This window comes from Nonomuraea africana, assembly GCF_014873535.1.
GTDB classification, from domain to species: Bacteria; Actinomycetota; Actinomycetes; order Streptosporangiales; family Streptosporangiaceae; genus Nonomuraea; species Nonomuraea africana.
Genome location: NZ_JADBEF010000001.1, coordinates 2,131,571 through 2,155,239 on the forward strand (window position 1 = coordinate 2,131,571; position 23,669 = coordinate 2,155,239).

Below are 23,669 nucleotides of genomic sequence, written 5' to 3' on the forward strand. Positions count from 1 at the left end.
CACCTTAATGAGGGACGGATCCGAAAGGGCTGGGCAGGCCCAGCTTGCCGGGGTTCATGATGCCGTGCGGGTCGAGGGCCTGCTTGACCGCCACCAGGGTGGGGTAGCCGCTGCCGAGCGCCTGCTCCACGTACGGCGAGCGCAGCAGGCCGACCCCGTGGTGGTGGCTGATCGCGGCGCCGTGCTTGATGAGCACCTGCGCGGCGGCGTCCCAGGCGGCCCGGTACCACGCGCGCCGGTGGTCGCGCTCGACGTCGCCGCGCAGCGAGAAGTACAGGCAGGCGCCGTCGGTGTAGGCGTGCGACTGGTGCGCGGAGGCGCGCAGTGTCCCCGGCACGCCCTCGATGGCGGCCACCACCTCGTGGTAGATGTCCGGCAACGCCGCCCACGGCGCGGCGATCTCGCAGGTGTCGGCGACGAAACCGGGCCCCTTGGCGAAGCCGTCGCCTGCCTTGCCGACGATCATCCGTTCGTCCAGCCACCTCGCGAACACCGCATCGCCGTCCAGCGTCACCGACGCGCGCTCCCCGCACGCCTCGGCGGCCACGGCCATGGTGGCGTCGACCAGCCCTGGCTCTCCCTCGTCGGCGATGAGCAGGAGGTTGGTGCCCGGCTCGCCGAAGTGGGTGCCGCTCTCCTGCCTGTCGTACAGCCGCAGCACGGCCGGGGTCGCGCCGCGCTGCAGGATCTCCCTGCACGCCTCCAGCCCTGCGGCGAAGGTGTCGAACCCGTAGGCCCGCCCCACGGCGTACGACGGCAGCCGATGGGTGCGCAGCCGCAGCCGGGTGATCACCCCGAGCGTGCCCTCCGAGCCGATGAACAGCTGCCGCAGGTCCGGCCCGACGGCGGCGCGCGGGTAGGCGCCGTAGGTGGCGGTGGTCCCGTCGGGCAGCACCACGTCCAGCCCGACGACCATGTCCTCGATCTTGCCGTACCGGGTGGACAGCTGGCCTGCGCCGCGGCAGGCCGCCCAGCCGCCGACGGTGGAGATGGCGAAGGCGGAGGGCCAGTGCCCGGTCGTGGCGGCGTGCACCTCCTGCAACTCCTTCTCGAACAGGTCGCCGAACATGCCCGCCTGCACCTCGACGATCATCGACTCCGCGTCGTAGGAGAGGATCCGGTTGAGCCGGCACACGTCCAGCACAACCCCGCCGAACACCGGCAGCGCCGCACCGAGCACGTTGCTGCGCCCCGCCGAGACGGTGAGCGGGATGCGGTGGCGATGGCAGATCCGCACCACGGCCGCCACCTGCTCCTCGTCGGCCGCCTCGACGACCACCGCCTCGGGGGTGGCCGGATGGCCGTCGGTCTCGCCGATGGAGGTGCCCGCCCACCAGTCGCGGGTGCGCAGGATCACCTCGTCCCTGCCGGTGTGCACCGCGGCGCAGACCGCGCGAAGCTCGGCGACCACCCCCTCGGGAACGCGCACCACCTCGCCCTGCAGGCTGGCCGCGCCCGTCCCCGGCGGGCAGTCGGCGGCCCAGCGCGGCGGGGTGGGCGCGCCGACGACGTAGTCGCCCCGGTTGAACGGATGGGTGATGGTCTGCCTGCTGATCATGAAAGTCCCTCCATCAGAACGCTCTTCTCGCGGTCCACGCCGCGCACGTAGTCCTCGACCTGCCTGGCCACCTCGTCGTCGGAGAGCCCCAGCTCGCGCTGGAGCAGCCGGCCCACCTCGGGGGCGGCCTTGACCGACAGTTCACGGGCGAACAGCCGCATGCGGGTGCGCCGCGACAGCACGTCGTCGACGTTCCTGGCCAGCTCGCACCTGGCCGCGTAGACCACTTCGGCCCGCAGGTGCTCGCTGCCCTCGATGACCGGCTCGGCCAGCGCCGGGTCCTCGGCGATGAGGTCGGCGACGAAGCGGGTCTCGGTCCCGTACCGCTCGCCCAGGTGGGCGCCGAGCCCGCCGGTGGCGGTGGTCGCCTCCGCGTCGTAGCCGGCGCCGCCGAGCAGGGGCAGGCGTGCCGTACGGCAGCGCGCCCGGCGGCCGAGCACCTTCAGCGCCTCGTCGATCACCAGCTCGCCCATGTGCCTGCTGGTGGTGAGCTTGCCGCCGGTGACGGTGACCAGGCCGTGGGCGTCGGTGGAGATGCGGTGGTCGCGGCTCATGTCCAGGGTGGCGCCCTCCTTGGACCCCACCAGGGGCCGCAGCCCGGCGATCGAGCCGACCACGTCGTCGGGGGTGAGCGCGGCGTCGAAGGCGGTGTTGGCGCCGTCGAGCAGGTACTGCATCTCCTCGCGGGTGCACAGCACCTCGTCCAGCGAGCCGTCGTAGTCGGTGTCGGTGGTGCCGACCACGACCACGTCGCCCCAGCGGGTGCAGGTGGCGCGACGCGCCCGGCCGGGCACGGGCACGGTCACGGTGCCGTCGACGGGCAGCCGGGTCCACGGCACCACGATGTGCACCCCCTTGGCGGGGCGAACGCGCGGCCGGTGGCCGGCGTCGGAGAACGCGTCGAGGGTGTCGGACCAGACGCCGGTCGCGTTGACGACCACCCCGGCGCGCACCTCGATGCTCCGCCCGTCCACCTCGACGCGCGCCCCGCGCACCCGGCCGCCCTCCTTGACGAGCTCGCGGCAGGCCGCGCCGTTCAGCACGGTCGCGCCGAAGTGGGCGGCGGTCCTGGCGATGGTCAGGGTCAGCCGGGCGTCGTCGGCGCGGCTGTCGTAGTAGAGCAGCCCGCCCTTGAGCCGGTCGGCGCGCAGCCGCGGCGCCCTGGCCAGCACCTCCGCGACGCTGAGTCGCTGATGCAGCCGGCCGATGCGCCAGCCGCCCGCCAGGTCGTAGGTCCACAACAGTCCTTCGAAGGCCTTGGCGATGCGGGCGTCGAACACGCCGTCCTGGGTGAGGATGGGCAGCACGAACGGCAGCCGCCGTACCAGATGGGGCGCGTTGCGGCGGAACCGCTGCCGCTCCAGCAGCGAGCGCCGCACCAGCGGCAGGTTGCCCTGCTCGATGTAGCGCAGCCCGCCGTGCACCATCTTGGAGGACCTGGAGGAGGTGCCCGAGGCGAAGTCGTCCCGCTCCACCAGCGCCACGCTCAGGCCTCTGGCGGCGGCGTCCAACGCGGTGTAGCAGCCGGTCACGCCGCCGCCGACGACGAGGACGTCGACCGACCGTGTGGCCAGCCGCTCGATCTGTGCCTGGCGGTCCAGCCGCAGCGGGGTGCGCCGGATGGCGCTCCTGGTCTCCGATCTGGGTCTGCGTTCGGGAAGCCGGATCACGAGGGGGTTTCCTCCTGTGCGTGGGCAAGGTGCCGGGTGAGCAGGTCGCGCCACTCGGCGCGGGCCTGCTTGCGCGCGGCGTCGGGAAGCGCGGGCTCGAAGACGGGGACGTCGCCGAGGCCGGCGACGACGGTGGAGAGATCCGGCCACAGCCCGGCGCGCACGCCGCCGAGGTAGGCGGCGCCGCGCAGGCTGGCGCTCTCGTTGGCGCCGGCGCGGCGCACGGGCCGGCCGATGAGGTCGGCCTGGCTCGCCATCAGCTCGTCGCTGCTGGCCAGGCCGCCGCCGCAGAACAGGTCGGTCACCGGCGCGCCCATCGCCTCCTCCACGCCGTCGAGCAGGTCGCACACCGAGTGGGCGATGCCTTCGAGCACGCCGCGGGCCAGCTCGGCCCTGGTGGTGGACAGGCTGAGGCCGGTGAGGACGCCGGTGGCCTCGGGCGACCAGACGGGGGTGCGCAGCCCGGCCAGCGCGGGCACGAAGCGCACCCGGCTGGGTCCTGGGTGCTCGCGGGCGAGCGCGGCCAGCTGGGCGGGCGACTCGAACAGCCCGAGCTCCTCGCACAACCACCGCACGGCCGAACCTGTCGTGGCGGCGTAGCCCTCCAGGCTGTACACCGCCGAGCCGCGCGAACGCCAGCCGACGAGCGTGAGCACTCCTGGCACCTGTCGCCGATGGACGGGCGGCCGGTCGCCGGCGACGGCGTCGAGGAAGGTGCCGGTGCCGTGCACGCACATGGCCTGGCCGGCCCGGTGCGCGCCGAGCGCGATCAGCGCCGCGTGCTGGTCGCCCATCACCGACAGCACGGGCAGCCGCGCGCCCAGGACCGACGGCTCGGTGACCCCGTAGTCGCCGTCCTCGTCGAGGATCTGCGGCAGCACGTCGCGCGGGCAGCCGAGGAAGTCCACCCAAGGCTCGTGCCAGCCGCCGGTGCGCAGGTCGTAGCCGCCGGCGGCGACGGCGTTGGTGGCCGACATGGCGTGCCTGGCGCCGCCGGTCAGCTTCCACACCAGCCAGGTGTCGATCGACCCGAAGGCCAGCCTGCCCGCCGCGTGCGCCCGGCGGGCCGCCGGGTTGGCGCCGATCTCCCGCGCGGCCCACAACAACGGCGCGCGCGAGCCGACCGGCCGGCCGGTGTGCTCGATCAGGTGGGCATCCCAGTCGGGCTCCCACGCGCGCAGCCGGGCGGCGTACCGGCGGTCCTGCCACACCACGGCCGGGGTCAGCGGCTCCCCGGTGGCGGTGTCCCACAGCAGCACCGTGGCGCGCTGGGTGGCGATCGACACGCCAGTGACCTCCACGCCGTGCGCCCGCGCCCACTCCAGCGCCTCCCGGCAGACCTGGGAGGTCTTGGCCCAGATCTCCGCCGCGTCCTGCTCCACCCGCAGGTGGTCGGGGGAGTGGACGGAGATGGGCCGGTAGGCGGGCGGAGTGGCGCGGCCGTCGTCCAGGACGATGGCCGCGCGCGTGCCCGTGGTGCCCTCGTCGATGCTGAGTACGCCCCTGCGGCGGTCTGCCGTCATCCTCGCGGCCCTCCCGTCGGCAGCGCGATGTCCTCCTGTTCCAGGTTGACCGTGACGCGAGTGGGATCCCACCTGATCGCCAGGCAGGTGAACAGGCCGACCAGCGGCACCACCGACAGCACCATGAGGCTGGCGCCCACCCCGATGCCCGCCTGCAGCTGCGGGAACAGGTACAGGCCCGCGACCGAGCCGAGGCTGCCGAGCATGCCGGTCACGCCGGTGCCCAGGGTGCGGATGTCGCTGCGGTAGGACAGCGCGGCGATCGACTTCCCGTTCGGGCCGGGTCCGGCCGAGTGGAAGAAGATGAACAGCGCCGGTAGCAGCGCGGCCAGTGCGACCGGCAGCTCCTTGAACGTGGCGCCCATCACCAGCAGCGCGGCGAACACCACCGCGTAGCCGGTCATCGAGCTGACCCGCAGCCCCAGCCGGCGGCCCGCGTAGGCCGACAGGCAGCCGCCCACGATGCCGACCGCGTTGAAGGCCATCGAGCCGAGCGTGGCCTGCTCGAACTCCCTGCCGAACAGCTCCAGGCTGATCACCGGCAGGTACCAGCCGACCGCGAAGTACTGCATGGCCTGGGTGAGCGAGATGACCGTCGACAGCACCGTTCTCGGCAGGTACGGCGCGCGAAACAGCACGCCGGCGTCGCGCATCCCGACCTGCCGGGCGGGCTCGCCCTCGGGCCCGCCCTCCTGAGGCCCTTCCTGGACGGCGAAGCCGTACATCCGGCGCAGAGCCGCGGCGGATTCGCGCAGGCGGCCCTTGGCGGCCAGCCAGGTCGGGCTCTCCACCAGGAAGGTCAGCTGGAGCAGGAACAGCGCGAGCGCGAAGGCGGCCGAGGAGGCCACGGACCAGCGCCAGATGTCGGCGCCCACGTCGAAGCGGTAGAACACCAGCGTGAGCAGCAGGTTCGTGGTGGTGGCGGTGTACCAGACGCCCTGCCAGAAGTTGAGCCTGCCCTTGAGCGCGGCCGGGGTGTATTCGGCGAGCAGTGCCATGGCCACCGCGAAGTCGATGCCGTACGCGATGCCGACCAGGGCCCGCCCGGCGAAGACGGTCTGGAAGTCAGAGCCGGCCGCGGTCAGCAGCGCGCCGAGCGCGAACACGACCTTGGTCATGAGCAGCGGCTTGACCCGGCCGATCCGCGCGGCCAGCCAGCCGCCGAAGGGATTGGAGACGATGGCGATGGCCGGCGCCATCGCGGTGAGCAAGCCGACCTGGGTGGGCGAGAGGCTCAGCTGCTTGACCATGGGAGACAGGCCGGCGCCCAGCGCCGCGTTGGAGTAGGCGTCGAGGAACAGACCCGCCAGGGCGAGGAACCAGATCCAGCTGGCCCTGCCGGACAGGCTCGTGAGGGTGTCGATGAGGCCGGCCGCGTCTCCGGCGTTGCGGATGCGGGTCGTACGGATGGCCACGGGGGCGTCGCTCATGCCCAGCCGCCTTTCGGGGGGTTTCAGGTCCCTTGCCAGCGGTCCGGGAATGACAAAAGCACAGACGAAGACCACTGACAGGGATGTCTTCGTCTGTGCCTGTCGATTGACGGGACGTTATGCCTCGGTCGTCCGGAATGTCAAGCAAGAGCCGTTCGTCACCGCGTTGGGGTCAAGGTCACCTTGGCGTGAGGCGCCTCAGCACCGGCGGCATCATCCCCTCGGTAAGATGGTCGAGGCGCCCGATCGGCGATCTTCCCCGGGCGAGGGACACGCAGCACAAGTGCGTGATCCTCCGGCTGTCCTTCAGCTCCTACCGCCCTGACGACATCACCGAAGGCATGCGCCGCCTCGGCAAGGCCCTGGCCGAGGCAACGGCCTGATCCGGCGTCATGAGCGGAGGCCTGCGGTGACCGTCGTCGCGATCGCTTCGAGCACCGCGTCGTCCACCGAGATGCGGTAGCCGGACACGGCGAAGAAGATCGGGCCGCTCACCAGCAGGTGGACCACTGCCGGGTCGGCGGGGCGGGCGAGCTCTCCCCTCGCCGTGGCGCGGTCCAGGACCGTCGCGTAGAGCTGTCGTTCGGCGGCCAAGGGGCCCTGCTGGAACTTCTCGGTCAGCTCCGAACTGCGGGACAGCTCTGCGATGACGGCCGGTCCGATCTGGCGGGCGGCAGGGGTGTTCATCCGGGCATGGACGCGGTGGGCGATCGCCAGCAGATCACCGTGCAGTGATCCGGTATCCGCGGGGGGCGGAAGGTCGTCGTCGTGCAGGGTGGCCGCGAAGACCATCTCCACCTTCGAGGCGTACCGCCGGTAGATGGCCGCCTTGCCCACCCCGGCCCGGGCCGCGACGGCGTCGACGGTGAGCCGCTCGTAGCCCGTTTCGGCCAGCAGCTGCCGTACTGCTGCCAAGACGATGTGATCTATCCGACTGTCGCGAGGCCGCCCTTGCCGGTTCACTGGCATGCGAGCAGTATATGGAACCGTAGTTTCGAAACTACAGTTCCATATCTCAGGGAGGCACCCATGTCCGCACGAGCCGGCAGTCCGGCCCCAGTTCCACGACGTCGCGCCGCACGCGAGTCCGGTCTCAATCGCTGGGTCCCCTGGCTGGCGATCGGCGCGGCCGCGCTGCACTTCGTCGTCGCCTTCACGCTCGCCGACTGGAGCGGCATCGCCGGCGACGGCTTCGTCAACGCGGTCGGCGACGAGGCCGTCCCGGACAACGCCGAGCGCATGGCGACGCTCTGGTTCTTCATGGCGGGGATCGGTTTCCTGGCTTTCGGCACGTTCGCCCGCTGGGCCGTCGAGGCGACCGGTCGCATGCCCGGTCAGATCGGCGGCTACCTGCTGCTGGCAGGGGTGCCGATGGCCATCATGCAGCCGGTGTCCGGAGGGGTGCTCTTGACCGTCATCGGCATCCTCGCCCTGATCGCCGCCAGGCACAGCCCGTCCCCCCGTGAGCAGTGAAGCAGGCACTCCAGAACACCACCGGACACCTTGGGGAACTCCCCGACATACCGGGAGTGACGGCCTGCCCCTCGAGCTGATCAGCCGTCGGGCTCACCCACCGTACCGGGCAGGTCCCTCCCCAGGCGGGCGAGGGGGGACAGGGCCATGAACAGCGGAGACAGCGCCAGCGTGACGGCGGTCAGCAACAGACTCGTGCGCAGGCCCAGCGCGCCGGCCAGACAGCCACCGAGGAGGGAGCCGAGCGGGGTCAGGCCCATGCCGACGAAGTTGATCGTCGCGACGACTCGGCCCTGGATCGAGATGGGGGTGACGGCCTGGCGTACCGTCACGACAATGACGTCGACCAGCTGGCTGAAGACACCGAACAGGAAGTTGACCGCCATGAGCGCGGCGATCGTGCCGGTGGAGGAGCCGCGCAGCGCGGGGACGCCCAGCATCACGCCATCGGCGAGGACCGCGGCGGACACGAGCACGACGCCGTAGCCGTACCGCTTCGGCAGCCTGGCCGACAGCAGCGAGCCCACCAGCGCACCCGGGCCCATCGCCGCCAGCACGAGCCCGACCGCGGCGCCCGACAGGTGCAGCGTGCGCGGCAGGAAGAGCAGGTAGACCGTCATCAGGGCGGCGAAGGAGAACTGGAACAGGGCCGAGGAGATCCCCACCGCGCGCAACAAGGCGTCGCGGACGATGAGGCGCAGACCCTGGCGGATCTGCCGCCCCACGCGGGCCTGCCGTACGGCGGGTGCGGGCATCGGCTCGGGACGGCGGATCCGCCGGATCGACAGGAAGGACAGGGTGAAGAAGAACGCGCTCGCCACGATGGCGACCGGCGCGGTGAGGAGCGACACCAGCGCGCCGCCGAGCGCGGGGCCGGCGATCTGCGCGGCGGATCTGCTGCCTTCGAGCGCGCTGTTGCCCTGGGCGAGCCGGCCGCGGCTCACCAGCCGGACGAGGGAGGTCTGGTAGGCCACGTCGAAGTACACGGTGAGAGCGCCGACGAGGAAGGCGACCAGGACGAGCAGCGGAATGTCGAGGATGCCGAGGAGGTAGGCGACGGGGACGACGGCCAGCACCACGGTCCGCCCGAAGTCGGCCAGCACCATCACGTTGCGGGAGCGCCGGCGGTCCACCCAGGCGCCGACGAAGAGCGAGAGCAGCAGGATCGGCGCCTGCTGGACGGCGCGCAGGACGCCGATCTGCTGGGTGTCGGCGCTGAGCGCGACCACGGCGATGAGCGGCAGGATGACCTGGCCGGCCTGCGCCCCCAGGTGGGAGGCGGTCTGGCCGATCCAGAGCCGGCGGAAGTCAGCGTCCCGCCACAGGCTCGGCGGCGGCGGGTCGGAGGCCTTCATCGACGGCCTGGCACTGGTGGGCGCGCGAGCACGGCAGGAGAGACGAACGGCACAGGGAGTCCTTGAGTCGCTGAGAGGATGCCCGTCCGGGCAGGGGAAGGTGCGCTGTGCCGCAGTTCGGATGCAGCACGCGGTGACAGGTCAGGAGTGACCTAGAACGTCAGCGCGTGCTCGGTTGGCCGGGCATCTCAGCTCCTCAGGAGTCATGTGCTGTCCGAAGACTAACCGTCGGCCAGCGATCGCGAAAAGGAATAAAGCCGTCGCCCAGTCGGTGCGTTCGGCGAGGAAGCGCCCGCCAGATTCGCCACGACGCGGGCCGAGCTGCCCGGCAGGCTGCCGACCGGCGGCCACACGGTCAGTGCGGTCAAGCATCCACGTCGACGTTGTCGAGGAGTCTAAGGAGGCGCGAGAGGACGCGGATGCAGGCGGTGATCTCGGCGTCGGTCAGGTCGCCGCCGATCTGGCGTAGCACCGCGCGCTCGCGATCGACCACGGCGGCGATGGCGGCTCGGCCCTGCTCGGTCAACCGGATGAGCGAAGACCTCTTGTGCGCCGGGTTGGGGACGAACTCCACCAGGTGCCGCTCTGCCGCCTCGTTGATCATGCGCTGGACGAACTGGCGGCTCAACGCCTGGGCCCGGCCCATCTGAGGGACGGTCATGTCCCCGTGCTCGCGGAGCATGACGAGCACGGCGCGGACCCCGACCGACAGCCCCTCGATGGGCGCGTCCTGCTCCACCTTGCGCTGGGCGCGCCGGTACAGCGGTCCCACCAGGTCGAACACCTCGGTGAGCCGGTCGGTCAGCGCTTCGGGCACCGGGCCACGGTCTGTCTCGGTCACCTCACCATGATGACACCTGAGTTGCCATCTTGGGCCAATAATGACACCTTAGTTGTCATGAAAGATCTGTTCTGGCTCGACACGGGCACCGGCCGACCTCTCGTCCTGCTGCACGGCGGCTTCCTGGATCACCACATGTGGGACGACCAGATCCCGGCCTTCGCCTCGCGATACCGCGTCATCGCGCCCGACGCCCGCGGGCACGGCCGCTCCGCCAACGCCACCGAGCCGTACCGGCTCACCGACGACCTCGCCGCGCTGCTGCGCCACCTGGACACCGGCCCCGCGATCCTGGTGGGCGTCTCCATGGGCGCGAGCACGGCGGTCGACACCGCGCTGGAGCATCCGGAACTGGTCAGCGCGGTGGTGGTCACCGGCGCGGGCACCAGCGAGCCGTACTACACCGACCCCTGGACCAACCAGGTCTGGGCCACCTGGCACGCGGCGATGGCCGCCGGGGACCTGGACGCCTCGGTCGAGGCGTTCACGCTCTTCACCGCGGGCCCGCACCGCACCCTCGACGATCTCGATCCGGAGGTGGTCAGCCGCGAGCGCCAGATGGCCAGGGGCACCATGTCCAAGCACACCAGGGACGAACCCAACCTGCTCGTCCCGGTGAGCGACACCTGGGAGCGCGTCGCCACGATCGACGTTCCTGTGCTCGCCATCAACGGCGCCGTCGATTCACCCGACCACATCGGCATGGCCGAACGCCTCACCCGCACCGTCGCCGACGGCCGTGCGGTCTCGATCGACGGGACCGCCCACTACCCCAACATGGAGCGTCCGGACGTCTACAACAAGATCCTCGAAGACTTCCTGAACACCTTGTGACCAGCCACCGAGCGTGACCTCGGCGGCCAGACGACATCCTGCGAACTGGCCGCCGAGCCGAGGTCAACCGCCGCTGCTGGCCGACCGTCTGGTGTTCAGCTGGTCGAACCCGACCGCGACGAGGATGAGCACGCCGATGGCGATCTGGAGGTAGAAGGCGTTGATCGCCAGGAGGTTGCCGCCGTTGTTGAGGACACCCATGATCAGCGCTCCGGTGGCGGCCCCGATCGCGCTTCCCTTCGCGCCGAAGAGGCTCGCGCCACCGATGACACAGGCGGCGATCGCGCTGAGCTCGAAGCCCGTGCCGGCGGTGGGGATGCCCGCCCCCAGCCGGGAGGCCAGCAGCACCCCGCCGAGGCCGGCGAGCAAGCCCGAGATCATGTAGACCGAGATCGTCACCATCCGGACGGGCACGCCCGCGAGGCGGGCCGACTCAGGGTTCGAGCCGACGGCGTAGATGTAGCGGCCGAAGACCGTCCTGGTGAGCACGAACCACATCACGCCGGTGACCACCGCGGCGATGATGAGAAGGTTGGGAATGCCGAGGATCGTGCCGTTGGCGATGACCTGGAACGCCTCCGGCACGCCCTGAATGGTCTGGGCGTCGGTGCTGAGCAGGACCATCCCGCGGGCGATGCCGAGCATGCCCAGGGTCGCGATGAACGGCGGGAGCAAGGCCTTGGTCACCAGCAGGCCGTTGACGATCCCGAGCGCGGTGCCGATCCCCACCCCGAGCAGGATCGACGGCAGGATCGGCATGCCGGCGACCAGGAGCTGCGCGGTGGAGGCGCCGGACAGGCCGAGGATCGACCCGACCGACAGGTCGATCCCGGCGGTCAGGATGACCAGGAGCTGGCCGACCGCGATGATTCCGAAGATCGCGACCTGCCGGGCGAGGTTGGACAGGTTGTTGCCGGTGAGGAACTCGTCGCTGGCGAGCGTGAGGGCGCCGATGGCCACGAGCAGGACGACGAGCCCGCCGCTTTCCCGTCCCGCGATGTCTCCCAGCGTGATGACGCGCCGCCGGGGCTCGGCCGCCGCCTCGGGCGCCACCCTCGCCTTCGGCACCGTTCCCAGCGCCGCTCCTTCGGCGCTCGGCGGCCTGTTGGTGATCGTCGTGGTCTCGATCGGCTCACGCCAGATCAGCTTAGGCATCTCCGCTCACCCTTCCTGGGTCGCCTGGCGTCGGTGGAGTCGTGCTCCGAGGGGTCCGGACCTCGTCCGGGGCCGATGGAGTCTCGCCCGGGGTTTCTGCGCCTCCGCTGCCGCTCGCCAGGCGGAGCACGTCCTCCTCGCTGGCGGATCCGGGAAGCTCACCCGCGACCGCCCCGTCGCGCAGCACGAGGATGCGATCGGCGAGACCCAGCAGCTCAGGGAGATACGACGAGACCACGATGATCCCCAGCCCTTTCGCGGCCAGGTCGCCGATGACGGTGTAGAGCTCTCCCTTGGCCCCGACATCGATGCCCTTCGTGGGCTCGTCGAACATCAGCACCTTCGGCTTGGTCAGCAGCCATCGGGCGAGCAGGACCTTCTGCTGGTTGCCGCCGGACAGCGTCGACACCGGCTGGTCGTAGGAACCGGCCCGCAGTCGCAGGCTGTCGAGCAGCCGGTCAGCCTCCTCGACCTGCTCGCGGCCGGGCAGGAGACCGCGGCGGGAGCCGCGGCGCAGGCTGGCGATGGTGACGTTCTCCCTGATCGAAAGCTCCGGCAACAGCCCGAGCACCTTGCGGTCCTCGGTGAGCAGTCCCACCCCGGCGTTCATCATCGTGCGCGGGCCGGACGGTTTCACCGGCCTGCCCTCGACCTCCAGCTCACCGGCCACGACGGGAGCGGCGCCGAAGACGGACAGCAGCAACCCGCTCCGCCCCGACCCCAGCAGCCCTCCGATGCCGAGGATCTCTCCGGCTCCGACGTGGAGGTCGATGCTCGGCGAGCCCTCGAACCGGCGCAGTCCCCGGACCCGCAGCGCGGGCGTTCCCGCCTGCCGGTGGGTCTCCGGATAGAGAGAACTGATCTCCCTGCCGACCATCGCGGTGATGAGCCGGTCCTCGTCGTAGTTGCTGATCGGCCCGGTCTCGGACAGGCTCCCGTCCCGCAGGACGGTCACCCAGTCGCCGATCTCGAACATCTCCTCGAGCCGGTGGGTCACGTAGAGCATCGCTATCCCGCGCTCGCGCAGCCGCAGGATGTGTTCGAGGAGTCGCGCCGACTCCGCCTCGGTGAGCGCCGTGGTCGGCTCGTCGAACACGATCACCTTGACGGAGTCCGCGGTCAGCACCTTGGCGATCTCCACGAGCTGGCGCGTGGCCGCCGGGAGCCGTTCCACGATCGCGTCCGGGCTGAGATCCGTCAGGCCGACCTCGTCGAGGGCCTCCCTGGCCCGGGTCCGCAGCCGGCTCCTGGCGATGATCCCGGTGCGCGCGGGAAGGCGGCCCATGAACAGGTTCTCCGCGACCGACAGGTGGGGGAGCAGGCTGAGCTCCTGGTAGACGGCCTGGACGCCGGCGGCGCGCACCGACGCGGGGGTCGGCGCGGTGACCGGCCGTCCCTCGATCTCGTAGCTGCCGCTGTCCCGGCGCAGCGCCCCCGTCAGCACCCGGATCAGGGTGGACTTCCCCGCGCCGTTCTCTCCCGCGAGGCAGTTGACCTGACCGGGCACCAGGCTGAGCGAGACGTCGCTCAGCGCCTGGACGGGGCCGAAGGCTTTGGAGACGCCCTGGAGTTCGACGACAGGCTGGACCATCACTCCGCCTTCATCGTCGGCGGGTTGAGCAGCTGCTTCACATCGGGCTCGCCCATGTTCTTCTTGTCCGCGACGACCGCTCCCGGATCGATGTCACGTGGCGGGATGCGGTTGACGGTGGCCATCCCGGCGGCCAGGACGCCCTGGTAACCGAAGAAGTAGGGGTTCTGCACCACCAGCGCGTCGATGGTGCCCGCGGCGAGCGCGGCGTTCTCCTGCGGGTCGGAGTCGAACGCCACGACCGGGACGGTGTCGCTGGCCTTGTTGTCCTGGATCGCCCGCGCCGCGCCGACCCCTGAGGTGTTGTTGTCCGCGAACACCCCTGCCAGGTCGGGGTTGGCCGTCAGCGCGTCGTTGACCTGCGATGCCGCGGTGTTGATGTCGTTGTTGTTGAAGCGCTGCAGCGTCACCTTGACCTGCGGGCAGTTCAGCGCGAGGCCCTGCTTGAAGCCGGCGTCCCTGTCGACCAGTGACTGGATGCCGGCCACGGACGACTCGATCATGACACTTCCGCTCGTCTTGTTCTGCGCCTTGAGCAGCTCGCACATCCGCTTGCCGGCCTGCATCCCGGCCTTGAGGTTGTCGGTGCCGATGAACCCCTCCGAGTCGGTGGTCACGCGGCTGTCCACGGTGATGACCTTGAGACCCGCCTTGCGCGCCCGGTCGATCGCCGAGTTCAGGGCGCTGGAGGAGTTGGGCGCGATGACGATCCCGTCGACGCCCCGGGAGATGGAGTTCTCCACCAGCTGCACCTGCTGGTCGATGTTCGTCTCGGACGTGGGGCCGAAGGTGCTCACGGTGATGCCGAAGTCGCCGCCCGCGTGCTTCGCCCCAGCGATCATGGTCTGCCAGAACGAGGAGTCACTCGCCTTGATGATCACGTCGATCTTCTTGCCGCTGGCCGCGCCGCCCGCGCCGCCGCCGGTCGCCTGGCTGGCCGTGCTCGTCGCGCGGCCGCCCACCACTCCGAGCACCAGTGCCACCAGCGCGATGGCCGCGACGAGCGACAGCGAGAAGACGATACGTGAGCGAGCCATGACGGCCTCCTGAACTGTCCTCTCGACAGGCGCCTCAGGCGGCTTTCACGCTCGGCCGCGAATCTGGATGACGGACAAGCGCCAACAGCGGTCAGGTGCACCCATGGAGAACTTTTCATTCAACAAGGACTCATAACCATCGAACGCTTCCAGCAAAGCCCTGGAAGTGTCTCGGTGGAAACAAGGGAAAAGAAAAAAAGTCATTACTCGCGTCGCCGCCGGTGGCAGGCCGTCGCGTGCCGACCTGCTCGTCGACGGCAGCGCCGAAGTGTCGGGCGAAGATCCCGAGCCCGGCTGGGTGATACTGAATTTCGACGTGGCATCGGGTCGGCGATGAGCACGACACAGCAGTGGGGGAGAACTGATGTTCCGTGACACGAAGGCGTTCAGCGGGTTCTCGGTGGACGACATCGAGGCGGCCAAGGCCTTCTACGGCGACACACTAGGCATTCGGGTCTCGGAGGAGAACGGCATGTTGACGCTGCACCTCGCCGGTGACCGCGACACGCTCGTCTATCCGAAGCCCGACCACACGCCGGCGACGTTCACCATCCTCAACTTCCCGGTCGACGACATCGACACCGCCGTCGACCAGCTGACCGAGCTCGGGGTGCGGATGGAACGCTACCCGCAGATGAAGCAGGACGAGAGGGGCATCATGCGCGGGGAGGGCCCGCCCATCGCCTGGTTCACCGATCCGGCGGGCAACGTGCTGTCGGTCATCCAACTCTGAGGCGCCTTGCCCGGTCGTCGTCCCAGGGGCCCTGCCTGGAGGTCTGAAACCGGCCGCCTTGTGATGATGCCGGGCCGTGTCTTTGTCTTTCTCTTGGGCGGCCACCAGTCATGGTCGTGAAGCGTGAGCATCAGAGTCGCAGCGCCGCCGCAAGTCCACGCGCCTTCCACGGACGACGGCCGCCTGGCCGCCAGAGTCGAGACAGGCCTGATCATCGCCGGGTTCGCCGGCATGCTCTTTCTCCTGCCCCGCCTGGATTGGGGTGACGGCTCGATCCGCTACTTCCAGCTGACGGCCCTGCTCTCGCAGGGGACGGTGCCGGACGGGAAGTACTCGATGATCGGGCCGCTGTTCTCGACGCCGCTCTGGCTGATCGGGGACAGCGTGGGGTCGCCGGTGTGGTGGACGCTGCGCTACAACCCCCTGCTGCTCGCGGGGGGAGTGGCGTTCGTCTGGTTCGCGCTGCGTGACCGGCTGCCCAGGCCGATCCTCCGGCGGTTCGTCATGCTGCTGGTCTTCGCGTCGATGTTCGCCCACCACCAGCTGGGATACAACGGCGAGGTCTTCACCGCGATCCTCGTTCTCGTCGGGACCGTCGCGCTGGTCGGGCGCAAGGCGTGGCCGGGATGGCTGACGGTCGCCGTCGGGGTCGCCGGCACGCCCGCCGCCCTGCCCGCGATGGCGCTGATGACCTCCAAGTGGATCTGGGACGTCCGGCGGCTGCGCTGGGGGCTCGCGGTGTGCGCGGCGGTGGCGCTGGTGATGGCGGAGGCGTGGCTGCGGCGTGGCGGTCCGCTCACGACCGGCTACGAGACGGACAGCGGGCCCCGCACGATCATGCCGTACTCGGGCGTGCCGGGCTTGAGCTATCCGATCTTCTTCGGGCTGCTGTCGCTGATCTTCTCCTTCGGCAAGGGCCTGCTCTTCTTCGCGCCGGGCCTGTTCCTGCCCGTGCGGCAGCGGCTGGGCGACCTGGCCGTCGGGCGGCAGCTCTACGATCTGTGGCTGGCGTTCGTGGTCGGTCTGCTGCTGATATACGCGATGTACTGGTCGTGGAGCGGTTCGTCGTTCTGGGGGCCGCGGTATCTGCTGTTCGCCGCGGTTCCCGCGGCGTTCGCGCTGGCCGTACGGTGCTGCCGGCCGGGTGACTCGGTCCTGGCGGACGTGATCACAGTCCTGGCGCTCGGGCTGTCGATCTGGGCCGGGCTCAACGGGGCGGTGTTCGGGGACGTCGACGTTCCCAAGGTGTGCTGGCCCGACGGGTCCGGCCAGTACGAGGCTCCGATCTGCTTCTACACACCGGAGTTCAGCGCGCTGTGGCACCCGTTCGTGGCGGGTGCCGAGCCGCTGACCACAGGTCAGTGGATCTACCTCGGTTACGGCATCGCCGTCGGCTCCTATCTGATGGCCGGGCCGTTGCTGCGGCTCGCCGGGCACCTGCGCACCTGGATGAGCCCGACGGCAGCCCGGGTCAGGGCCATGCGGTGGTGAGCCGGTCCACCACTCTCCGGAGCCGGTCGCCTGAGCTGCTCGGGCCCCCTCTCGTACGGCGGGCTCAGCTGGTGCGCCAGTCGTGTTTGATCAGGAGGTTGCGGGCGTCGTCCGCCACGGCGTGATCCACGAGGATGTCGTAGCGGTCGGCGATGATCGCGCTGTGGGAGAAGAAGTCGCGACGTCCTCCTGTCGCCAGATGGGTCACCAGGCCGAACGCCGCGCCGAACAGCGCGCCGTAGATGAGCCCGGCTGTCGTGAACGCGAGGATGGAGCCGCGGTCGGCCGCGAAGACGGCGAGCAGGAGGCTGGCCAGGAAGCCGAACCAGGCGCCCGTGGCCGCACCGGTCGCGGCGGCGCGGGCGTTGCTCATCCGGCCGAGCACGGTCTCCACCATCTTCAGGTCGGAGCCGACAATGCAGGCCCTGTGCACGGGAAAGGCGTTGTCGGACAGGAAGTCCATGGCGTGCTGTGCCTGCTCGTAGGTCGGGTAGGAGCTCACCACGGCCTTGGTGTCCACGTTCACCTGAGGTCTGTTCAAGGGGTTGACGAGAAGCATCGTTGGCCGTCCTTTCGGAAAGGGTCAGACCTGCCAGATCGGCACCTCGATGGAGGAGGGGTCGACGCCCGGCACGTCGAAGCGCAGGATCACCTCGTCGTCACGGCGCATGCCGTCCATGGGCATGCCCAGCCCCTCGCCGGCCATGCGACCGAACTGCCGCTCGACTTCCTGGAGGAACGGATCGATCGACGTCAGCAGCATCGCCATCACCTCCGAGCGCCCGAGTAGTGAACTCTGACGTCATCACTACTTATATCACCACTCAAAGGAAACCTCAAACTCAGTTTGCAGGTTTATGGCGGCCGGGTCCGATACGGTGTCCGATGTACCGGGGCCATCCGAAATGGGGTGCGAGCGTGGAGCGAGTCACGGGCATCGGCGGCGTGTTCTTCCGAGCGAGCGATTCCGGCGCGCTGAGCAGGTGGTACGAACACCACCTCGGCGTCGGCGGGCCTCCGCCGACCTACGAGCACCGCTCCTGGGAGCAGGAGGCGGGACCGACGGTGTTCGCTCCGTTCCCCGGCGGCTCCGAGCACTTCCAGCGGCCCGAGCAGCAGTGGGCGATCAACTTCAGGGTGCGCGACCTGGACGCCATGGTCGCCCAGCTTCGCGACGCGGGGATCGCGGTCGAGGTGCACGCGGAGACCTACCCCAACGGCCGGTTCGCCGACCTGGCCGACCCCGAAGGCAATCCCGTCCAGCTCTGGGAGCCGGCCGGCGCGGACGCCGTCCGGCCCCCGGACGAGTGAACGCGACCTAGAAGCGGTGCCGGTGCCTGTTCTCCGCGGGGACGGAGGCAGGCGGCGGCAGGATCCGGTGGTAGACGCGCTCGTATCCTCGTGCCATGACGCCCAGGTCGAAGTCGCGCTCGACCGACTGACGGCAGGCCCGCGGGTCGAGCGTTCCCGCGGCCTCGATCGCGGCCGGCAGTTCTTCGGTGGTCTTGCACACGAACCCGGTCACCCCGTCGCACACGACCTCGGGCACCGCGCCCCGGCCGATCGCGACCACCGGCGTGCCGCACGCCATGGCCTCGATCATGACCATGCCGAACGGCTCCTCCCACTGAATGGGGAAGACCAGGCAGCGGGCGGCGGCCAGCAGCTCTCGCTTCCGAGTCGCGTCGGCCTCCCCGACGTAGGTGGCGTCCGGACCGAGGCGAGGCCGGACGTACTCCTCGAAATAGGCCCGCTCCAGCGCCTCGGTGAGTTTCCCGGCGAGCACGATGCGCCGTCCGGCCGCCCGGGCGGCGTCGATCGCGAGGTGCGCCCCCTTGTCGAGGTGGAATCGCCCGAGCCAGAGCACCCACTCCTCCTTCCGATCCCGAAAGGGGAAGGTGGCGGCGTCCAGCCCGTTGTGCACGGTGCCTACCCAGTTGAGGTATGGCGCGAGCGCCCGCTGGTTGTCCGAGATCGCGACGAGCGAGACCTCCTCGCCGAGCGCCCGGTAGTAGTCACCGAAGTCGCCGTCGGACGGGCCGTGGCAGGTGACCACCGTGGGCACGCCGTGGGCGGCGGCGCACAGCGGCCCGGCCAGGGAGTGGTCGTGCACGATATCGACGTCGAGACCGCAGATGAGGCGATGGGTGCGCGCCGCGTGCACCATCTCCGGCAGCGGCTCACCGATCCGTTCGGACGGCGCCCGCTCGTAGGTCTGGAGAAAACGGCCGGGCACGACGCTGTGGCCGGCCCCGATGAGCATCACGTCGTGGCCCCGCCTGGCGAGGCCCGTGATCAGGTCGGCCAGCACCGCCTCGATACCGCCGTATCCCTTCGGCGGCACGTCGTGCCACGGCGGCGCCACCATGGCGATCCGGAGCCCTTCCATCCGGCCGGCCCGCCACCGCAGGTGTAGTGGGGGCAGATCAACCAGAGAGTCCATGCGACACCCCTCCTACGGGCGCTTCAGGCTGCGGGCGCAGGGGAGACGTTCGCAAGCGTTGGTGATCGCGGGGCGGGGCTCGGTGACCAGCTCGATCCCGTCGGGCAGATCGGAGACGATCGCGGATCGGCCGTCCGCCGGCACGTCGATGGTGATGCGGGCGCCGGCGACCGGCAGGTCTTTGATCCGCAGCTCCCCGAAGCCATGGGGAAGGGTGGGAGCGATCCAGAGCTGCCCGTACGGCACCCACGGATCCATCCGCAGCAGGCACCTGAGCAGATGGACGGGGGCCGCGGCGGCCCACGCCTGCGGTGAACAGGAGGTCGGGAAGGGGATCGGCTGCGGGAACTCCGCCCGGTCGAAGCCGCAGAACAGCTCGGGCAGCCGTCCGCCGAACGCCCGGGCGGCGTCCAGCAGGCCGAGGGCGAGTCGCTGGGCCTCCTCGACGAAGCCGTACCTCATCAGCCCGGCGGCGACGATCGCGTTGTCGTGCGGCCAGACCGAGCCGTTGTGGTAGCTCATCGGGTTGTAGGCGCCCATCGAGGTGGCCAGGGTGCGCACGCCGTACCCGGTGAACATCTCCGGCGACATCAGGTGCGCCGCCACGGCGGTGGCGCGCTCCTCGTCCACGATCCCGGTCCACAGGCAGTGGCCCATGTTGGAGCCGAAGCCGTCGATGGGCCGGCCGGCGCCGTCGAGGCCCATGGCGTAGTAGCCCTTGTCGGGCAGCCAGAACCGCTCGTTGAAGGCCTTCCTGATCGCCGTGGCCCTGGTCAGGCAGCGTCGCTCGGTCTCGGCGTCGGCGACGTTGTTGGCGAAGTGGGCGCGCGCGAGGTAGGCGGCGTAAACGTACCCCTGCACCTCTGCGAGCGCGATGGGGGTACGGGCGAGGGTGCCGTCGGCGAAGTTGATCCCGTCGAAGGAGTCCTTCCAGCCCTGGTTGATCAGTCCCTGGTCGGTCTTGCGCTGGTACCACAGCAGGCCGTCGGGCCCGCCGTATTGCTCGATCCAGTCGAGAGCGGCGTCGGCGTGCGGCAGCAGCTCCTCGGCGGCCCCCTCGTGCAGGCCCCAGCAGCGCAGTTCGCCCAGCAGCATGACGAACAGGGGAGTGGCGTCGACCGACCCGTAGTAGGCGTGGCCACCATGCGGCGACACCCCGCTCTCCACCCCGAACCGCAGCTCGTGCATGATCTTGCCGGGTTCCTCCTCGGTCAGGGGGTCGCTCTTGGTCCCCTGCAGCCGGGCCAGCCGGCGCAGCGTGCCAAGGGCGAGGGACTGGTCGAGCGGCAGCACCATCCAGGAGGTCAGCAGCGCGTCCCGGCCGAACAGGGTCATGAACCACGGCGCGCCCGCGGCGATCGCCGGTGGGTCCTCCGGATGGTCGGGATCGAACAGCCGCAGGCTCCCCAGATCCTCGCGCGAGCGGTGCAGCGCCTTGGCCAGACCGCTGTGCCCGGTGCGGACGACGGGGCTGCGGCGGGTCCAGTCGGCCAGCCGCCTGACCGGCTTGGCGTGCTCCAACGCGTGATCGACGGGGAACCAGGCGGACGACTCCTCCCCCTCGATGACCGGGTTCACCAGAATCGTGGTCCGCCACTCCCCGCGGGCCGGGACGACGATGCGGAAGCAGAGCAGACCGGGCGCCGCCGTCACCGGTGTGTCGGGTGACTCGACGACGATCCGGGCGCCCCGCGACCGGCTCGCCGCGAAAACCCGCAACCCCGTCTCCTCGGGCGCCATCTCGACATCGGCCACGTGCCGGGCGCGTCCGGCCTTCACCTCGAACAGGTCGGCCACGTCGGAACCCACGTAGATGGCCACGGTGCAGCCGATCGGCTCCTCCGAGAGGTTGCGCAACCGGAGATCCTCGCGCAGGCCGCCGCCGACGTACCGGTCCCGCACCACCAGCAGCGTGCTCTCCACCCGTCCCGGTCGCGGGTGCGCCCTGCCGAGGAAGGTGGAGTGGTACGGCTCGGCCGGGATCAACGCGAGCGTCTCCACGGGCGCGTCGTCCACCCGCAGCTCCCAGCGTGACAGCAGCCGGGTGTCAGAGTGATAGACCCCCTGCGCGTCGCCAGGCAGAATGTCCCCGCTGCGAGCGCACACGCAGAAGGAGCTCCCCTCAACCAGTGTGACCGTGTCGCCGAGCGCCCCTGGCTGTCCCTCGAAAGTCCACGCGTTCACTGACGTGCTCCTTCAAGTAGTCCCCCCGTGCACTCTTACCTGCCCACTTCCGAGGCGCCGAGTCGACTTCATCTCGGGCCCGGCGAGACGTCTTCGCTGGTCCGGGCGTGATCGTGGGGGAGAGGGGAGCACGTGACGGAAAACCTGCCGCCCAGTCTCGCGCTGGGCGGGCAGGCCCCCCTTACCGCGAGCTCCGCCTGGCCGGACGCGTGCCCTTCCGAAGGCCGAGGACCCCGAAGGTCACAGTCACCGCGGCTGCGGCCGCCGCCAGGATGGCGAGTGTTTTGATCATGGCATTCCCTCGATTACGGAGCGTAGCTGACTTCTACTGATTGCAGTGTCTCCGGAGGTTTGTCGCAGAAACGCAACAGATGCCCTTGGATCGTCAAAAGGTTCAGCGGCGACCCCAGGCCCGAGATCGGCACGGGCCCGGGATCGCCGCTGAGTTTCGGGGAAAACCGGGTCCTACCGGTTGCCCTCCGCTGCCGAGATGTCGGCCAGGGCGGAGTCGGAGTCTCGCTCGATCGCCAGATCGCCGATGCTCACGATGCCCACCGCGGTTCCCTTCTCCACGACCGGCACACGGCGTACCGCCGCCGAGCGCATGAGCTGGACGACCTGCTCGAGGCTCGTGTCGGGCCCGACGGTCTCGACGTCTTCGCTGCAGGCCTCGCGGACCGGAGTGTCGGATCCCTTCTCCTCGGCCACGACCCGCACCGTGATGTCACGGTCCGTGACGATGCCGCTGACTTTCCCGTTGTCGGTGACGATCACCGCCCCGGCGTCTTGCTCGACCATGAGCCGGGCCGCCACAGATACCGGCTGGCTCGCCTCCACGGTCGCTGGATTGGCCGTCATCACGTCGGCCACGGTCCTGGCCATGACGTTCTCCTCTCTCGGATCGAGTCCCCATACCCGCCCTGCCTCCGGCAAACGAAGACCGAGCTCGGCGCGGTCATCGGCCGTAGGTGCCGACCAGGGTGCCCGACGCGAGCACGGTTCCCTCGGTCGCGCGACGGAGGTCCTCCGCGGAGAAACCGTCGCTGAGGTCGGTCGGCGCGCTCAGTGCGTACAGGCGGAAGAAGTACCGGTGCGGATCGTCACCCGGCGGCGGGTGCGGCCCGCCGTACCCCTGCCGGCCGAAGTCGTTGCGGCCGACGACGTACGCCTTCAGCTCGGCGCCTGCCTCCATCTGCGTGGTGTCGGGCGGGATGCCGGCGACCAGCCAGTGGGTGAAGGTGCCGCTGGGGGCGTCCGGATCCTCGCATACCAGTGCCAGCTCGGCGCTGCCGTCCGGCACGTCGGACCACTGCAGCTGCGGGGAGACGTCCCCGGCCTCGTGGGAGTGGTCGCGGGGGATCATCGCGTGATCGTTGAACGCGGTACTGCGTAGCGTTATCCCAGCCATGCCGGTCCGCTGCCCCCAAGGCTCGCCTTCGAACAGGCAGAACATCTCGCCGAAGAGGACAACGGGTCGTTTTCCACCGATCGTGCTGGGCAGTCGGAGGACGAGACCCACCGCGGGCCCTCCTCGCCGTCATGGAGGTGCCGATGCTCGAGGTGCTGCAGGTCCTGGCGGTGCTCTTCTTCGTGCTGGGCACCGTCCCGGCGCTGGCGCACGCCCTGGAGTCGCCGGGCAAGCGCCGCCTGGACAAAGACGTGTATCTCGCCGTCCAGTCGATCTACCATCCGGGGTTCACGCTGGCGGCCGGGATCGGGAAGGCCGTGGGGCTGATCGTCCTGATCGTCCTGCTCCTGTCGACCCCGGCGGGCACCGTCCCGTTCTGGCTGACGCTCGTCGCCGTGCTCGCCCTGGTCGCGATGCAGGCCGTCTACTGGACGGTCACCCATCCGCTCGATCGCCATTGGATGGTGGCCGAGCTCCACCGGCGGCGGGATGAACACCGGCATCTCGCCTACCGGCTCCTGTTCGGTGACGCCGCCGCCACGCGAACCGGGCTCCACGTCGAGCCGGTGCCGGCGGACTGGCAGCCGGTGCGCGATCGCTGGGAGTACTCCCACGTCGCCCGGGCGGCCCTCGCCGTGGTGGGCCTGGTGGCGCTGATCATCGCGGTGTCGGGGTGAGAGCAGGGTGGTCATATGAGCCTGTCATGGAAGGAATGGCGCAGCCTCGCCGATCTGGAGCAGTCGCTGGCCCACGACGACCCGGAGTTCGTCCGGCGGGTCGAGGCGATCTACCGGGTCGAGTGCGGTGGCGAGGTCGCTCCACAAGGCGACTGGTCGGCTCTCCGGCTGTGGTTGGCGCGGGCGCGGACGGCACTGCTCTGGCTGGGCCTGGTCGCCGTCCTCATGGGCCTGGTGCTGGCCGTCGTCGCGGCCGGGTGAGTGGC

Annotated in this window: 24 protein-coding genes; 8 read left to right on the forward strand and 16 right to left on the reverse strand. The window is 70.2% G+C overall.

Translation table 11 applies throughout. The features are described from left to right. Positions 1-4: 4 nt before the first annotated feature. The 4 genes from H4W81_RS09930 to H4W81_RS09945 are packed head-to-tail and all read right to left on the reverse strand — an operon-like array spanning position 5 to position 6,181. Positions 5-1,558 (reverse strand): FAD-binding oxidoreductase, encoded by a 1,554-nt coding sequence (locus H4W81_RS09930; protein WP_192774531.1) that lies wholly within the window; start codon positions 1,556-1,558, stop codon positions 5-7. After that, entirely contained in the window at positions 1,555-3,228 is a 1,674-nt protein-coding gene (locus tag H4W81_RS09935; RefSeq protein ID WP_192774532.1) for a glycerol-3-phosphate dehydrogenase/oxidase, read from the reverse strand. The genes H4W81_RS09930 and H4W81_RS09935 overlap by 4 nt, the downstream gene beginning before the upstream one ends. Further along, complete coding sequence (locus H4W81_RS09940; protein WP_192774533.1) at positions 3,225-4,751, reverse strand: FGGY family carbohydrate kinase; 1,527 nt, start codon at positions 4,749-4,751, stop codon at positions 3,225-3,227. The genes H4W81_RS09935 and H4W81_RS09940 overlap by 4 nt, the downstream gene beginning before the upstream one ends. Next, positions 4,748-6,181 (reverse strand): MFS transporter, encoded by a 1,434-nt coding sequence (locus H4W81_RS09945; protein WP_192774534.1) that lies wholly within the window; start codon positions 6,179-6,181, stop codon positions 4,748-4,750. The genes H4W81_RS09940 and H4W81_RS09945 overlap by 4 nt, the downstream gene beginning before the upstream one ends. Before the next feature lie 188 nt (positions 6,182-6,369). Here H4W81_RS09945 and H4W81_RS09950 point away from each other — a divergent pair, with 188 nt between their 5' ends. Then, positions 6,370-6,564, forward strand: coding sequence for a hypothetical protein (locus H4W81_RS09950; protein WP_192774535.1), 195 nt, complete (start codon positions 6,370-6,372; stop codon positions 6,562-6,564). Positions 6,565-6,571: 7 nt separating this feature from the next. Here H4W81_RS09950 and H4W81_RS09955 read toward each other — a convergent pair whose 3' ends face one another. Continuing rightward, complete coding sequence (locus tag H4W81_RS09955; protein ID WP_225958530.1) at positions 6,572-7,096, reverse strand: TetR/AcrR family transcriptional regulator; 525 nt, start codon at positions 7,094-7,096, stop codon at positions 6,572-6,574. A gap of 114 nt (positions 7,097-7,210) precedes the next feature. Here H4W81_RS09955 and H4W81_RS09960 point away from each other — a divergent pair, with 114 nt between their 5' ends. Continuing rightward, on the forward strand, positions 7,211-7,654 hold the full coding sequence (locus tag H4W81_RS09960) for a DUF6463 family protein (RefSeq protein ID WP_192774537.1): 444 nt from the start codon (positions 7,211-7,213) through the stop codon (positions 7,652-7,654). A gap of 80 nt (positions 7,655-7,734) precedes the next feature. Here H4W81_RS09960 and H4W81_RS09965 read toward each other — a convergent pair whose 3' ends face one another. Both H4W81_RS09965 and H4W81_RS09970 read right to left on the reverse strand, forming a co-directional pair. Continuing rightward, the gene (locus H4W81_RS09965; protein WP_192774538.1) at positions 7,735-9,009 is read right to left on the reverse strand and encodes an MFS transporter; all 1,275 of its coding nucleotides are present in this window, start codon (positions 9,007-9,009) and stop codon (positions 7,735-7,737) included. A 364-nt stretch (positions 9,010-9,373) separates the two neighbouring features. After that, positions 9,374-9,850 carry a MarR family winged helix-turn-helix transcriptional regulator gene (locus H4W81_RS09970; RefSeq protein ID WP_192774539.1) on the reverse strand — a complete coding sequence of 159 codons (477 nt, stop codon included), beginning with the start codon at positions 9,848-9,850 and terminating at the stop codon, positions 9,374-9,376. Between the two features lie 57 nt (positions 9,851-9,907). On the opposite strand from H4W81_RS09970, the gene H4W81_RS09975 reads away from it, so the two are divergent. Then, entirely contained in the window at positions 9,908-10,684 is a 777-nt protein-coding gene (locus H4W81_RS09975; protein WP_192774540.1) for an alpha/beta fold hydrolase, read from the forward strand. A gap of 63 nt (positions 10,685-10,747) precedes the next feature. Here H4W81_RS09975 and H4W81_RS09980 read toward each other — a convergent pair whose 3' ends face one another. From H4W81_RS09980 to H4W81_RS09990, 3 genes are read right to left on the reverse strand one after another with little or no spacing between them, the layout of a single operon-like run. Continuing rightward, the gene (locus tag H4W81_RS09980) at positions 10,748-11,839 is read right to left on the reverse strand and encodes an ABC transporter permease (protein ID WP_192774541.1); all 1,092 of its coding nucleotides are present in this window, start codon (positions 11,837-11,839) and stop codon (positions 10,748-10,750) included. Beyond that, positions 11,832-13,430, reverse strand: coding sequence for a sugar ABC transporter ATP-binding protein (locus H4W81_RS09985; protein WP_192774542.1), 1,599 nt, complete (start codon positions 13,428-13,430; stop codon positions 11,832-11,834). The genes H4W81_RS09980 and H4W81_RS09985 overlap by 8 nt, the downstream gene beginning before the upstream one ends. Further along, positions 13,430-14,467, reverse strand: coding sequence for an ABC transporter substrate-binding protein (locus H4W81_RS09990; RefSeq protein WP_192774543.1), 1,038 nt, complete (start codon positions 14,465-14,467; stop codon positions 13,430-13,432). The genes H4W81_RS09985 and H4W81_RS09990 overlap by 1 nt, the downstream gene beginning before the upstream one ends. A gap of 364 nt (positions 14,468-14,831) precedes the next feature. On the opposite strand from H4W81_RS09990, the gene H4W81_RS09995 reads away from it, so the two are divergent. Together H4W81_RS09995 and H4W81_RS10000 are read left to right on the forward strand one after the other, a co-directional pair. Next, entirely contained in the window at positions 14,832-15,200 is a 369-nt protein-coding gene (locus H4W81_RS09995) for a VOC family protein (protein WP_192774544.1), read from the forward strand. Between the two features lie 123 nt (positions 15,201-15,323). Next, positions 15,324-16,691, forward strand: a complete 1,368-nt coding sequence (locus H4W81_RS10000; protein ID WP_192774545.1) for a hypothetical protein — start codon at positions 15,324-15,326, stop codon at positions 16,689-16,691. Positions 16,692-16,755: 64 nt separating this feature from the next. Here H4W81_RS10000 and H4W81_RS10005 read toward each other — a convergent pair whose 3' ends face one another. Next, positions 16,756-17,232 (reverse strand): general stress protein, encoded by a 477-nt coding sequence (locus H4W81_RS10005; protein WP_225958531.1) that lies wholly within the window; start codon positions 17,230-17,232, stop codon positions 16,756-16,758. A 42-nt stretch (positions 17,233-17,274) separates the two neighbouring features. Then, positions 17,275-17,454, reverse strand: coding sequence for an Hsp20/alpha crystallin family protein (locus H4W81_RS10010; RefSeq protein WP_192774547.1), 180 nt, complete (start codon positions 17,452-17,454; stop codon positions 17,275-17,277). A gap of 155 nt (positions 17,455-17,609) precedes the next feature. Between H4W81_RS10010 and H4W81_RS10015 the strand changes: the two genes are divergently transcribed. After that, positions 17,610-18,002 (forward strand): VOC family protein, encoded by a 393-nt coding sequence (locus H4W81_RS10015; protein WP_192774548.1) that lies wholly within the window; start codon positions 17,610-17,612, stop codon positions 18,000-18,002. A gap of 7 nt (positions 18,003-18,009) precedes the next feature. Here the strand turns inward: H4W81_RS10015 and H4W81_RS10020 are convergent, their stop codons facing one another. The 4 genes from H4W81_RS10020 to H4W81_RS10035 all read right to left on the reverse strand — a co-directional run bounded on the left by H4W81_RS10020 (position 18,010) and on the right by H4W81_RS10035 (position 22,681). Next, positions 18,010-19,134 (reverse strand): glycosyltransferase family 4 protein, encoded by a 1,125-nt coding sequence (locus H4W81_RS10020; protein WP_192774549.1) that lies wholly within the window; start codon positions 19,132-19,134, stop codon positions 18,010-18,012. A gap of 12 nt (positions 19,135-19,146) precedes the next feature. Then, on the reverse strand, positions 19,147-21,318 hold the full coding sequence (locus tag H4W81_RS10025) for an amylo-alpha-1,6-glucosidase (protein ID WP_192774550.1): 2,172 nt from the start codon (positions 21,316-21,318) through the stop codon (positions 19,147-19,149). Between the two features lie 465 nt (positions 21,319-21,783). Continuing rightward, entirely contained in the window at positions 21,784-22,200 is a 417-nt protein-coding gene (locus H4W81_RS10030; RefSeq protein ID WP_192774551.1) for a CBS domain-containing protein, read from the reverse strand. 73 nt (positions 22,201-22,273) lie between these two features. Beyond that, positions 22,274-22,681, reverse strand: a complete 408-nt coding sequence (locus tag H4W81_RS10035; RefSeq protein WP_225958533.1) for a YbhB/YbcL family Raf kinase inhibitor-like protein — start codon at positions 22,679-22,681, stop codon at positions 22,274-22,276. A gap of 188 nt (positions 22,682-22,869) precedes the next feature. Between H4W81_RS10035 and H4W81_RS10040 the strand changes: the two genes are divergently transcribed. Together H4W81_RS10040 and H4W81_RS10045 are read left to right on the forward strand one after the other, a co-directional pair. Beyond that, positions 22,870-23,403: a DUF1772 domain-containing protein gene (locus H4W81_RS10040; RefSeq protein ID WP_192774553.1), complete on the forward strand. Its 534-nt coding sequence runs from the start codon at positions 22,870-22,872 to the stop codon at positions 23,401-23,403. Between the two features lie 15 nt (positions 23,404-23,418). Beyond that, positions 23,419-23,664, forward strand: coding sequence for a DUF3040 domain-containing protein (locus H4W81_RS10045; protein WP_192774554.1), 246 nt, complete (start codon positions 23,419-23,421; stop codon positions 23,662-23,664). The last annotated feature ends 5 nt before the right edge of the window (positions 23,665-23,669 follow it).

Coding starts and splice junctions, on each gene's coding strand:
- H4W81_RS09960 (WP_192774537.1), top strand. CDS start 7,211: ATGTCCGCACGAGCCGGCAGTCCGGCCCCAGTTCCACGACGTCGCGCC.
- H4W81_RS09945 (WP_192774534.1), bottom strand. CDS start 6,181: ATGAGCGACGCCCCCGTGGCCATCCGTACGACCCGCATCCGCAACGCC.
- H4W81_RS10020 (WP_192774549.1), bottom strand. CDS start 19,134: ATGGACTCTCTGGTTGATCTGCCCCCACTACACCTGCGGTGGCGGGCC.
- H4W81_RS09980 (WP_192774541.1), bottom strand. CDS start 11,839: ATGCCTAAGCTGATCTGGCGTGAGCCGATCGAGACCACGACGATCACC.
- H4W81_RS10010 (WP_192774547.1), bottom strand. CDS start 17,454: ATGCTGCTGACGTCGATCGATCCGTTCCTCCAGGAAGTCGAGCGGCAG.
- H4W81_RS10035 (WP_225958533.1), bottom strand. CDS start 22,681: ATGATCCCCCGCGACCACTCCCACGAGGCCGGGGACGTCTCCCCGCAG.
- H4W81_RS10040 (WP_192774553.1), top strand. CDS start 22,870: ATGCTCGAGGTGCTGCAGGTCCTGGCGGTGCTCTTCTTCGTGCTGGGC.
- H4W81_RS09985 (WP_192774542.1), bottom strand. CDS start 13,430: ATGGTCCAGCCTGTCGTCGAACTCCAGGGCGTCTCCAAAGCCTTCGGC.
- H4W81_RS09975 (WP_192774540.1), top strand. CDS start 9,908: ATGAAAGATCTGTTCTGGCTCGACACGGGCACCGGCCGACCTCTCGTC.
- H4W81_RS09990 (WP_192774543.1), bottom strand. CDS start 14,467: ATGGCTCGCTCACGTATCGTCTTCTCGCTGTCGCTCGTCGCGGCCATC.
- H4W81_RS10045 (WP_192774554.1), top strand. CDS start 23,419: ATGAGCCTGTCATGGAAGGAATGGCGCAGCCTCGCCGATCTGGAGCAG.
- H4W81_RS09965 (WP_192774538.1), bottom strand. CDS start 9,009: ATGAAGGCCTCCGACCCGCCGCCGCCGAGCCTGTGGCGGGACGCTGAC.
- H4W81_RS10030 (WP_192774551.1), bottom strand. CDS start 22,200: ATGGCCAGGACCGTGGCCGACGTGATGACGGCCAATCCAGCGACCGTG.
- H4W81_RS09940 (WP_192774533.1), bottom strand. CDS start 4,751: ATGACGGCAGACCGCCGCAGGGGCGTACTCAGCATCGACGAGGGCACC.
- H4W81_RS09995 (WP_192774544.1), top strand. CDS start 14,832: ATGTTCCGTGACACGAAGGCGTTCAGCGGGTTCTCGGTGGACGACATC.
- H4W81_RS09930 (WP_192774531.1), bottom strand. CDS start 1,558: ATGATCAGCAGGCAGACCATCACCCATCCGTTCAACCGGGGCGACTAC.